At 47.6% G+C, this 12,009-nt stretch carries 12 protein-coding genes; 4 read left to right on the plus strand and 8 right to left on the minus strand.

The window, feature by feature from the left end; genetic code table 11:
* Positions 1-91: 91 nt before the first annotated feature.
* Entirely contained in the window at positions 92-931 is an 840-nt protein-coding gene (locus RS891_RS01300; RefSeq protein WP_315794227.1) for an AraC family transcriptional regulator, read from the plus strand.
* Between the two features lie 138 nt (positions 932-1,069).
* Here RS891_RS01300 and csaA read toward each other — a convergent pair whose 3' ends face one another.
* The 5 genes from csaA to RS891_RS01320 all read right to left on the minus strand — a co-directional run bounded on the left by csaA (position 1,070) and on the right by RS891_RS01320 (position 3,629).
* On the minus strand, positions 1,070-1,399 hold the full coding sequence (gene csaA, locus RS891_RS01305) for a chaperone CsaA (protein WP_315794228.1): 330 nt from the start codon (positions 1,397-1,399) through the stop codon (positions 1,070-1,072).
* 176 nt (positions 1,400-1,575) lie between these two features.
* Positions 1,576-2,208: a uridine kinase gene (gene udk, locus RS891_RS01310; RefSeq protein WP_113056345.1), complete on the minus strand. Its 633-nt coding sequence runs from the start codon at positions 2,206-2,208 to the stop codon at positions 1,576-1,578.
* A 19-nt stretch (positions 2,209-2,227) separates the two neighbouring features.
* Positions 2,228-2,362, minus strand: a complete 135-nt coding sequence (locus tag RS891_RS01315; RefSeq protein WP_315794229.1) for a hypothetical protein — start codon at positions 2,360-2,362, stop codon at positions 2,228-2,230.
* A 47-nt stretch (positions 2,363-2,409) separates the two neighbouring features.
* Complete coding sequence (locus RS891_RS31620) at positions 2,410-2,646, minus strand: VanZ family protein (RefSeq protein WP_397386882.1); 237 nt, start codon at positions 2,644-2,646, stop codon at positions 2,410-2,412.
* A 59-nt stretch (positions 2,647-2,705) separates the two neighbouring features.
* Positions 2,706-3,629, minus strand: a complete 924-nt coding sequence (locus RS891_RS01320; protein ID WP_315794230.1) for a helix-turn-helix transcriptional regulator — start codon at positions 3,627-3,629, stop codon at positions 2,706-2,708.
* 98 nt (positions 3,630-3,727) lie between these two features.
* Here RS891_RS01320 and RS891_RS01325 point away from each other — a divergent pair, with 98 nt between their 5' ends.
* Positions 3,728-4,225: an effector binding domain-containing protein gene (locus RS891_RS01325; RefSeq protein WP_315794231.1), complete on the plus strand. Its 498-nt coding sequence runs from the start codon at positions 3,728-3,730 to the stop codon at positions 4,223-4,225.
* Between the two features lie 169 nt (positions 4,226-4,394).
* Complete coding sequence (locus tag RS891_RS01330) at positions 4,395-4,853, plus strand: hypothetical protein (protein ID WP_113056349.1); 459 nt, start codon at positions 4,395-4,397, stop codon at positions 4,851-4,853.
* 98 nt (positions 4,854-4,951) lie between these two features.
* Here RS891_RS01330 and RS891_RS01335 read toward each other — a convergent pair whose 3' ends face one another.
* Together RS891_RS01335 and RS891_RS01340 are read right to left on the minus strand one after the other, a co-directional pair.
* Positions 4,952-7,966 (minus strand): DEAD/DEAH box helicase, encoded by a 3,015-nt coding sequence (locus RS891_RS01335; protein ID WP_315796119.1) that lies wholly within the window; start codon positions 7,964-7,966, stop codon positions 4,952-4,954.
* Between the two features lie 5 nt (positions 7,967-7,971).
* Complete coding sequence (locus RS891_RS01340) at positions 7,972-9,744, minus strand: SWIM zinc finger family protein (RefSeq protein WP_315794232.1); 1,773 nt, start codon at positions 9,742-9,744, stop codon at positions 7,972-7,974.
* Between the two features lie 279 nt (positions 9,745-10,023).
* On the opposite strand from RS891_RS01340, the gene RS891_RS01345 reads away from it, so the two are divergent.
* Positions 10,024-10,842, plus strand: coding sequence for an endonuclease/exonuclease/phosphatase family protein (locus tag RS891_RS01345; protein WP_113056351.1), 819 nt, complete (start codon positions 10,024-10,026; stop codon positions 10,840-10,842).
* Between the two features lie 190 nt (positions 10,843-11,032).
* Here the strand turns inward: RS891_RS01345 and RS891_RS01350 are convergent, their stop codons facing one another.
* On the minus strand, positions 11,033-11,860 hold the full coding sequence (locus RS891_RS01350; protein WP_315794233.1) for a methyl-accepting chemotaxis protein: 828 nt from the start codon (positions 11,858-11,860) through the stop codon (positions 11,033-11,035).
* Positions 11,861-12,009 lie beyond the last annotated feature (149 nt).

Genomic DNA, 12,009 nt, shown 5'->3' on the forward strand with positions numbered 1-12,009 from the left:
TGTGGATTCGCTTACAGCTAATATTTCATCTATTTACCTGTTATAATTTTAGTGTGAGATTGCCTATAGTGGTGAACAGAGGGAGTGTGGAATGTTGAAACTGATCGAAACGAACGTGGTTCCTATGGATTTGACGCAGATGGAATTGGTACTGTTATTTTTCGGTTGGCAGGCATGTGATCCGTCGCATTATTGGGGGCCGGGTGTTCGGGATGCTTATATTGTTCATTACATTCATGAAGGACGGGGCACTGTATTTATGGCGGATCAGCAATATGAGCTTACACAGGGCCAGGGATTTGTGATTCTTCCGGATACGCTTATTCATTATGAAGCGGATGCGAAGCAGCCATGGACTTATTCCTGGTTCGGGTTTAAGGGTGTTCATGCCAAGGCATTCATGCAGCGAGCTCATATTAGTCCGGAACATCCTGTATTTGATGCCAGAGATAAGGATACATTCGACTGCCTGTATACCGAGATGGTTCAAGCATCCACGCGTACCGGGGGAGATGTGTTCAACCAGAGCCTGCTGTACCGGCTAATCGCTGAACTGATCGCATCTTCTCCCGCTGGAGAGCAGCTGCAAAGACCTCTGTCGACCAAAGAGGAATATATCAGGCAGGCCGTTCAGTTTATGGAGAACAGGTATAGTCAGAGAACCTCGATTCTGGATATTGCCCGTGCCGTGGGTTTGGATCGCACGTATCTATCAGGGCTTTTTAAGGAGAGGTATGGCAAGTCATTACAGGCTTTCTTTCTCGAATACCGGATGAATCGTGCAGCTGAACTGCTGCAGCATTCGGCTCTATCGGTTAGCGAAGTGGCCCACTCTGTGGGGTATACAGATCCATTACTGTTTTCCAAGATGTTCAAGCGAGTGACGGGTGTGTCTCCAAAAGGGTCGAGGAGCATAGAAAAGGGAGATTAGCTGGCACTGCTTCACATTACTAAATACTAAATATGTCCATCATCATTCATACTCTACGATGCAAAAAAAGGCCACGAATCCGAAGATTCATAACCTTATGCTTTAGGTGCAAAGACAGGAATAGCGATATGATGAAAATCAGGCAATCGTTGTTCCGTTCGGTAATGTCTGGTCCGGGGTTAACAATACAACGTCACCTTCATCAGGCACACCGCCAAGCACCAGTACTTCCGATACAAAACCCGCAATTCGGCGCGGCGGGAAATTGACTACAGCAATAACCTGCTTGCCGACCATCATGTCGGGGGTGTAACGTTTCGTAATTTGGGCGCTCGAACGTTTAAGGCCAAGTGGGCCGAAATCAATGGTCATTTTAATCGCAGTGATGCGCGCCTTTGGAAAAGGTTCGGCTTCCACCACTGTACCAACGCGGATGTCATGCTGTATAAACTCTTCAAAAGTAGCCATGTTGTGCTGTCTCCTTTCAGCTATGGAGTCCATTATAAAATAGAAATACCCAAAAAATCCAGATTGCGCTAATTGCAACCTGGATTTTAGTGGTGATATGGTATGAGCGATGCTTGTTTTTGTCCCACTCGGATGTGAGCGGGGCAGAGCGCTTAATGCAGCAACATTATATTAAATTATGCGCCATTCCACTTTTCACCGGTCAGATATTTCTCAGTCAGGATGGATAACATCTGAATCCCGACTTCATTATGTCCACCTTCGGGAATGATGATGTCTGCATACTTTTTGGAAGGCTCGATAAAAGCATCATGCATCGGTTTTACGGTTTCGAGATATTGTTTGTACACGGATTGAATCGTACGGCCGCGTTCTTCCATATCCCGCAGTACTCTGCGCAGAATACGCACATCGGAATCCGTATCAACAAATACCTTAATATCCAGAAGGGCACGCAGATGTTCATCAATCAGGACATGCAGTCCTTCCACAATAACGATATGGTTCGGTGCCAGTTCAACCGTTTCATTGGCGGCACGGTTATCTATGGTGAAGTCATATACGGGAGCATACGCAGCTTGGCCTTTTTTCAACAAGGTGAGATGCTCAATCAACAGATCATTATCGAATGCAAACGGGTGATCGTAATTGGTGAGTCGGCGTTGCTCAGGGGTGAGCTGCGACTGGTCTTTGTAATAATTGTCTTGGGATATAAACGTGACTTTACCTGATCCCAGACGGTCTATGACGGAGCGAGCTACCGTCGTTTTACCGGAGCCGGTTCCTCCGGCGATACCAATAATGAGCATGGTTGTTCCATAAGCCTCCCTAGAATGGCAGCATGATGAATGGATAAAAGCGCACCAGAGATCCTTCTTTCATGGCCTTTATCCACATGTCTGTCTCTGAATACACAATTCCTTCATTGTACCATAGCAGACTGCTTTTTTCATCTTGGGACATGGACCATGTTTTGCCTCCAGGGGTACTTTATGTTTGCTAATCATCGTTTACTGCATAGCTTTGAATGATACTTCGCGTGCTAACTCCCATATGGCCATTAGGTGCTGCCTGATGGAGCTTTTTGAGAACATGTTTAGCATGACAAAGCCTAATATACTTCCTGCTGTATTGACTGTTAGATCGTTCAGATCGATGCTGTGAGTTGCCGAGGTTACTCGGAGCAGGAGCTGTGTTATTTCAATTAGAAGGCTGAACGTGGTGGATGTTGTCTGTTGATTTGGCAAAAGGAACCGCCATTCTGAATGGACAGCGTGCTGGCTTTATTGTGTGTATTTTATTCTTCTTAATGTTCATATTGTCCCAGAATGCGACGAACGTAATCTTGAAATTCCTTACGCACTTCAACGGGTTCAATCACTTCACATTTATCTCCAAATGCAAGTAACTTGTCGTATCCGAATGTGTTTTGAATAATGGGATAAGTCGCCAGACAGGTTTCTTCTCCCATATGAAGGATATGCGCTTCCCCGAAACGCTCAATTACTTTATCAATGACTGAACGATGAACACGAATCGTTACCTCCACCCAGTCCTGACTCATCCATCCGGCTCCATCCATGGGTAATGGGGTGAAGTCTCTTGGTACATATCCGTTCTTTGATACCAGAAGGTTGCTCATACGCGCCAATTTAAATATGCGGAAATCTTCCCGGTCGACACAGTAGCTTTGCAAATACCAACTGCTCCCCTTGAAGACAATCTGATACGGTTCAACCGTCCGGGTGCTGATTTTCCCGCCCCGATCCCCATAATCAAAGACCAGGTATCGCTGTTCATTCATCGCAGTCTCAATGCAGCTAAGCAAATTGCGGAGTGATTCATTCCCTTGATTTAACGATAAATCCACTGCGAACCGTCCTGCCTTAATGCCAGTGTCACTCCCGTGATGGATTGCATTCAATTTCTCCAAGATGAAAACAATTTCATTATTTTCAAACAACTGTTTATAGCTTTTCAAACTGGTCAACAAGGTCTGTATATCCTGTGGTGTGAATAACAGCTTGTCCATTTTATAGGCTTTCATCAGACCCACGCCGCCCATCGCTCCCTGATGCGTAAAAATGGGCAATCCGGCAAAGGTTAACGTATCAATATCTCGATAGATGGTTCGTCTGCTCACTTCAAGACGTTCGGCCAATTCCCGCGCACTAACCACCTCTCGCTCCAATAAAATCATAATCAAAGCAAGTAAGCGATCAATTTTCATACTCCACCTCCGCTTTAAGTATGCCATACAGATGTCACAGTTGATAGATTATGCTTGGTTCGTAAACCAAATTCATGTACAACCAGGAGGCAATAAATATGAACAATTACAGGATTGAGAAGAAGCAGGCCTTTCGTATCATCAGTTTTAAAACCCTTTTAGACGAGGGAACCAGTATCCACACTCCTCAGTATTCAAGCAAGAAGACAACTTTCTTCAAAAGTGTATTGGATAATGGACAAATGGCCAGTCTTCGTCCTTATTCGGAAAGTCCATATGGTTTCGCCGCAGTAGCCATAGAAAATGGCAATGTCCATTATTATGCGGGTGTTCAATCCTCGAAGCCTCTGCCTGAACATACAGACGAAGTCCTTTTTCCTGCAGGCGAGTATTTAATCTTGTCAGGAAGCGGTGGTTTATCCCGTTTGGCATTTGATAAGCTGGAAAACCAAGCATTTGGTTCTCTGTTAACCGATGAGTATGACTATGAGTTTGAATATTCCGGGGGACCGATCGCAGAAGTGTTGCTAAATGGAAAGCCAATGGACGCCGACGTGGAAGTTTGGGTGCCTGTTCAGAAACGGAAAGACTCTTAAACCAGCACACAGACTATTCGTTTGTATGGGAAATGTTGGAGACTCAATCAGTATCAATTTAGTCTCAACTTCGGGAATTTGGGTTGAAGGATCTAGGACCTTCGATATATGATGTCGAAAGATGCCAGTTACTGGGGGTATCTACTATATAAAAAAGGAGGTGTAGGTTATGAAAAAATCAAGCAAAGTCATTTCTTCCACAGTTATTGCTGCCATTGCAGCTGTATCCGTTGTAACTTCTGCTTCTGCAGCAAGTGTATCAACGGTACCTTCTGTCTCAAGCATTAATTTGAGTGGCATGGACATCGAAACAGCTTTGATGATGGTTCAGCAGGAACGCACGAAATTGCTGGATAGCCAATTGCAGGCACAAATTCAACAAGTTCAAAATCGCAATCAAGCGATTGCAGAGCTGAACGAACAATTGCAGGCGGCCATTCAGAGCGGGGATGCTTCCCAAGTCCAAGTTCTGAAGGGTAAAATTGATGCGATGAGCAACTCACAACAAATGGATATGCTGCGTTTGCAGTCTATGACTAACAAACGCAATGAAGCCTTTGATGTGATGACGAATTTCGTCAAGAAAATGCAGGATTCAAGATCGTCCATCATCGGAAACATGCGCTAGGATTGTAAAAAAAGAGCGAGGCCGGAATGCATTTCCGACACTTCGCTCTTCTTTTTGTATTCTACTATTTACAAGGTTAACATCAATCCAGTCTGGAATTAACCCGACCAGTCGCGGCGCCGGGTGAACAGATCCTTCAGCTCATCCGTGGACAGCTCGGTGATCCAGTTTTCAGAGCTGGTGATAATATTGTCGCTGAGCTGCTGCTTGCTCTCCAGCATCTCGTCAATGCGTTCTTCGAGTGTGCCCAGCGAGATGAACTTGTGTACCTGAACATCCTTCGTCTGTCCCATCCGATAGGCACGGTCTGTAGCCTGATTTTCCACGGCAGGGTTCCACCAGCGGTCAAAGTGGAATACATGATTCGCTGCGGTCAGGTTCAAGCCCACACCACCTGCCTTGATGGACAGAATAAAGACCGACGGCTGCTCTGCCGCAGGTAACGTCCGGGATTGGAACTCGTCAATCATGCGATCCCTGGCTGTCTTGGACGTACCCCCATGCAGATACAATACAGGTTCCTGCAACTCCTGTCTTAATACTTGTTGCAGCATCTGTCCCATGCCGATGTATTGTGTGAAAATGAGGCACCGTTCGCCCTCATCCCGTAGTTCGCGAACCAGTTCCATCAGTCGTTCCAGCTTCGCGGAGCGGCTGATCAGCATGGCCATGTCCTGCGGACTGTACAGGTCATACTCTGTTATAGAGCCTTCCGAGGAGAGCGTTTCCGGCAAGGCTTCTTTGGTCAGCAGCAGGGGGTGATCACACAACTGCTTGAGCTGGGTTAAGGCAGAGAGAATTGCACCTTTACGCTTGATGCCTTCCAGCTCTTTCATTTTGTCCATCAGTTCCTGAACGGACTGATCATATAGTGCACTTTGTTCACCCGTAAGGTGAATGTAGGTTTTCATCTCATTTTTGTCCGGTAGATCGAGTTGAATATTCGGATCTTTTTTCTTGCGGCGCAGCATGAATGGCTTCACCAGTTGCTGCAGATCCTGCATGCGCTGCTCATCCTTATCCTTCTCAATTGCACTGATAAACCGAGTCTGGAATGCCCGTGCGCTGCCCAGATAGCCGGGATTAATAAAATCATAGATCGACCATAACTCCGATAACCGATTTTCAATTGGCGTACCAGTCAGAGCAATACGATGTTTTGCCGGGAAACTGCGTACCGCCATGGACTGCTTCGTTTGGGCATTTTTAATATTTTGCGCCTCATCCAGACAGATGGATGCCCACGTATAGGACTGCAACATCTCTTGATCCAGAGTCGCTGTTGCATAGGAGGTAATGATGATATCCACCTGTTCCGTCTGTTCCCGGAACTCTTCTCCGCTCAGTCTTCGTGCTCCGTAGTGCAAACTGACATTAATTGAAGGCGCGAAGCGGCTGATCTCCTTCTGCCAGTTCCCCAATACGGAAGTGGGGCAGACCAGAAGGGCTGGTGCCTGCCCAGGCAAGCGCTGTTCATGCTCTTTGAGATGTAGCAGATATGTGATGAACTGAATCGTTTTGCCGAGTCCCATGTCATCCGCAAGACAAGCACCGAGACCGAATCTCCGCAGGAATCCAAGCCATGCGAAACCTTCCTTTTGATATGAACGCAGCTCAGCATGCAACCCTTCCGGAATAGGCAGGGAAGGAGCGCCGCCTTGCCCACCGCCAAGCTGTGCAATGACCCGGTTCAGGTGTTCGTTCAGTTCCACCTCAAGTCGAATGTTCTCGTTGGATTGTGGCTGTTCTTCTTCCTCTTCCTGTCCTTCCTTGCGTTTCTGGTTGCGATACTCTCGCTGCTCATTATGCAGCAGATGCAGATGCAGAATATCCTGAAACGATAGCCCCTGTTCCTGATCCACACCGCCCATGGCCCGGCGAATCTGCTCAAGCAAGGCCGGATCAAGGGGAACCCATTCTCCACGGAAGCGGACCAGCCGTTCATTACGGGCCACGAGATCAGCGAACTCTTCCTCGCTGAGATCCGTATCCCCAATCGCAATACGCCAGTCAAAATGAATGATCGAATCCAGTCCAAAGAAAGACTGTCCCCGCTCACTGCCTTCCTCCGGTTTCACCTTGGCACGCAGCTTGGGTTTCTTCTTGCGCGCAGCTTCCCACCAACCCGGAAGCAGCACTTGCCAGCCAGCTTCAAGCAGTCGTCCGCTGTCTTGTGTCAGGAACAGCCAAGCATCCTGATCTCCCAATGGATCACTGAGCACATCCCGACTGCCGCTAATAGCGCGGCGAATCCGAGGCAGATGTGCACGCAGCTGCTCCAGCCATCCTGCCGAACGATCAAGGATGAACGGTGTCCACACGTCCGGCCATTCACCTTCCAACCGGCCACGTGAATCTAACCGCACAGGAACCAGCACGGCTGCATCAAGTTTGTTCTGCAACACCAGCCGCAGCCGCCATGCCGGTTCATCCTCCTCCGGCTCCAGCAATTGCAGGAGCGGACGGAATGGGGCTGCGTCTGCTTTCCAGCCGATGGACACGAGCCAGGATTGGGCATCCATGCCAGCCGTTTGCGGAGCCGTTCCGCTTTGTGGAAACAATTGCGGGAACTCGCGCCGCAGATCGGTGGCCGCTTCTTCCGTGCTATACCATTGTTGGAATACCGAAGCGGAATAGGCAGCACTCAGTCCTTCGGCGTAGCTCTCATCCGTTTGTTCCAGGGCTTTGCCAAGAGCGGTTCGATCCTGTTTTTTCAAACTGTCCGGGTCCCAGGTCCATTGCAGTTGTCCCGAGCGAAATGCGGTGAAGCTGGGGATGTATTTACGATTGTCAATCGATGCTGCAAGTACCGGGGCCAGCCGGATCAAATGCTCTGCCTGCTCGTCCCACTTCCATTCAATGTGCAGAAGGGTGTTCATTTCGCTGAAGAAAGGAATCACTTCTTCCGCAGGCAGTACGACCAGTTCAATCTCTTCAATCTGTCTTGTTTCCAGTTCTGTTCCGTAGAAGGAAGGGGCATGCCAAGCAAATAATCGCTGCTTAAGTGATTGTCCCGATACAAAGTGATGGGTGTTCAGCGCTCCATAGAACAAGGCATCCCCGTATCCGGTCAATACAACATGGACCTCAATTGTTTCGGTGTAAGGGTGCATTAGACTCATGAGATCAACTTACCTTTCCGAAGCTCTTCCTGCAGGGCGCGCAGTCGGCTGTTGCGAACAGCCAATGTGGTGATAAACTGCTCCCAGTGCTCTTCCTGCTTCAATTTTTTATATATTTTGGACAGACGCTTCAACAGTTTCACTGCTGCTTTGTATCCGTCCCTGTTTTTGTGTCCTATATAACGATCTACTGCTTGATGGTAGAAAGGCAGAAGCAGTTCGGGAGCATCCTTTTCAATCGGTTGTAGCACAGCTACCCGGAATTCAAGCGGCTCCGTCTCTGTGCTCAGCTGAAAATCAATCCACCGCCGCCACTGTCCCCGCGAATGCATCGCTTCTTCATAAGCCGGACGAGAATGAGGCAACATGCTGACCAGTGTATCCCACATGCGATGCTCTACATCAGGCAGATGATGAATGGCTGTGTCCCACAACTGCATGTAATCATTCAGGAGGGAGTTCCGTCGATTCGCCAGCAGAGGTCCGAGCTGCACCAACCACTCTCCTAGTCTTTTCCAGTCCGAAGAATCTGCAAGTACGTGAAGAAAATGAAGCAGATGCTCCGGCGGGATACCGTATGCCGAGCTTCCGCTGATTAATCGCTGCCAAGCCTGGTCATCTTGTTTCAAATGGAAATACATCCAGCTCTGCGCCAATACCAGCGGCAAGGGCAACGTGACAGATTTAATCGGCGCACCGCTCCCGTTTTCCGTCAGATTCGCTACGCTCAGTACGCTCTCACCAGGTTTGGCGGGTTTGGAAGCAGCAGCAGACAGGCCATTTTCCATTTCCTGTAGAAACGCCAGCTCTGACTCCAGCGTTTTCCGGTTTCCCTGAAGATGAGGTACGATCCAGTTTAACCAAAACTGTCGATAAAGCGGGGTGAAGAACATCATGCTGGATGTCTCGGATATCATTTGCATACGCAGGTAAGCCGAGGTTTCCTCAAGTCTGTTCCATTGTTGTTCAAGCTTCGTGCCCTTTAGACCGGAGAGATCCAACGGACGACTAAAGATCTGTTCCAACCCCTTTTGGAGCGCATCCACGGCAAGTTGAGCAGGATAACTCAGATACACCGGTGTATGTGTGATTGAATTGCGGCCAGGCACACAGAAGCGAATCAGGTATAGCTGAACATGCAGCTCAAATAATTGGTCCATACCAGCGGACAGCTTAGGTTTGATGGCATAGAGCTCGTCCGCTGCGGCCTGCACATACGATGTACTTGGTGTACCTATCCCCAGTCGTTTCAGGCATGCCTGAAACAGCTCATGCCATTCCGTGATCTCAAGTTCTGCAAGTTCCGTTGCACGTTCCTTGATCTGGCTATACTGGTTATCAGGGATGGTGAGATCCTCTTCGTGCGTTGCGTAATCCGAACGTCCGGAAGTCGCTATAGCAGCAGGTTTTGGAGCCTGTTTCAGTGCCGTGCTGGAGTGGGCGTTCACAATGCCGTGTACGGGTCGGCCCAGTTGCTCCGCATAACTCATTAGAACGGCTATCATATGTTTGCAATGAGAACCAACCGGACAGGTACAGTGACTGGTATTCAATGATTGCAAGCTCAGGGTTACCTCATAATCATCGGAGCCCTGTACTTCAGCCAAAATTCCGTTTTGTTCGGTGTAGGTTAATGGTCCGACGCGTTTCTGTTTATAATATTGGAATCCACGCATAATCGTCAGGTTGTTAAAATGTTCAGCGACCTGCCTGATCAGCAGTTGCCACTGCGCATCATCCATGTTCATGTCATTAGGTATGTTCATCATTCCATCTCCTGGGGAAATCATAGGTTCAGTCATCACCACGTTTTGACGTAATGGTGTACATTTCATATATCCATCATATCAGTTATCGTGTACTCCGTGCATCGGTTCTGAGAACTTGGATGTGACTTTTTGATAGGTGAAACTCAAGAGTATCGATCTCTATTTTTTTACCATAAACCATGCATAATAGGCTCGTCTTGTGTATGCTTAGCGTATGTATTCCTTACAGGAACGATGCAGGCCGGGATTCGGCTTAATTTCAAACAACAGGAGAGACATATGAAAATACTTACGTTAAATACGCACGCTTGGGCAGAAGAAGACCAACTGAACAAGATCAGTCAGCTGGCTGATTTTATCAATACACACCAATTTGATGTGATCTCCATGCAGGAGGTCAACCAATCCATACAAGAAGCAGCGCTGTCCGCGGAGGAACTGAAACATTACTTTGCCACGGAATCGGATGCTGTGATCAAAAAAGACAACTACGCTTACGTTTTGCTTACGCAACTGACCGAGACCTATTACTGGACATGGATTCCGGCCCATGTTGGTTTCAGCAAATACGATGAAGGGCTCGCCATCCTGAGCCGGACGCCGATCACACAGGCTTTTGGTGAGTATGTATCCCACATGCGAGATTACGACAACTACCGGACACGCAAAATTGTAGGTGTTCAGACTGAATTGCAAGGCGAAGCAACCTGGTTTGTGAATGGACACTATAACTGGTGGGATGATGAACAAGAGCCTTTCAAGGGGCAGTGGGAACTGACCGAGAGCAAGCTTGCTCCATATATGGACCAACCGCTCTATTTAATGGGCGATTTCAATAATGTCGCGGAAGTACGAGGGGAAGGCTACGATTATATGATGAGCAAGGGCTGGAATGACCTGTACACGACGGCTGTGCAAAAGGATGACGGTGCAACCGTGGTCAAAGCCATTGCCGGCTGGGCAGATAACAAACGTGATCTCCGTATAGATTATATTTTCTCGAATCGTCCGGTACAGGCGAAGTCTTCGACGGTAGTTCTCAACGGAAAAAATGGCCCTGTGGTCTCTGACCATTACGGCGTAGCTGTCGAAATTTAACAGTAAGTCAGTCTAGTACACGATTCTTTATCAAAATAAAACGAAAGCCTCCGCTTACTTCCTTATAAGGAAAGTACAGTCGGAGGCTTTTTATTTTCAGCCTTTGGCATATTGATGTTAGAAAAGCCCATTTTTTAAATTATGTACATGTCATTCCTGTTTAATCTATTCCTTAGACCACAAGCTAGCTTTATTCCAGTGCCAGCATCTTTTGCACAAATGCTTTCAGATTCGAACTAGTTTCACTAAGCTGTTCAATACTTTCCATAAACTCGTTTACCAGCCCAGCCTGATCCACCGTTGCTGTAGTAATCTGACCGATCTCCTGTTCCATATGTTTAATGGAAACTTGAACGCTGCCAAGGGAAGACTCGATATCGGCTGCTGCTTGTTTGGTGTGATCGGACAGCTTGCGAACCTCGCTGGCAACGACACCGAAGCCGCTTCCTAGATCCCCGACACGAGCCGCTTCAATCATGGCATTTAAGCCAAGCAGGTTGGTTTGTTCGGATACTTCACGGATGACGTTTGTCACTTTGGTCACATTGATGGAGTTCTCCGAGGCTTTTTTGGAATTGCGCAAGATCTCTTCTGAAGTCGCGGATAGTTCTTCCGAATGTGCCGCAATCTGCTGAATCCCACCAACTAGTGCATGAATGGTCGCTTCATTTTCCCTAATCAGCGTTTCCAGCGTGAGGTGGTTATCCAGTGCGTAGTTCACACCGAGTATGCCCACAACCTGATCGTTTTCCTTAATTGGAATCAGGATGGCATCGAAGGGTCTGCCTTGCAGATCACCGGGCATGCGGGCCACGGTACGTGTGTCCTTGTTAATCAGCATTTTAAAATCCTTATAATCCTCATGCAGCTCGTCCCCGACCTTTACACCGATCTCCAGACTTTTGGCTTCGGCAAAATACAGAACTTTCTCATGATCATTAATGGATATGGATACATCATCACGAAACATCTGTCTTACAAAAGGCATAGCGTTAACCAGAGATTCAAGAATACTCAAGGTACATCGTTCCTTTCTCATACAAAAAGTGGAATTAATAGCCTACTACCTATATCGGTAACGCTTTTCAATTTTTTAAACCAATGCGCAACACGTTGTCGAAATAAGGCGACTTGTTCAGAATCGGTTCAGAGCCTCTCTATATAATG

Origin of the sequence: Paenibacillus sp. BIC5C1 (genome assembly GCF_032399705.1) — a bacterium.
GTDB lineage: Bacteria > Bacillota > Bacilli > Paenibacillales > Paenibacillaceae > Paenibacillus > Paenibacillus taichungensis_A.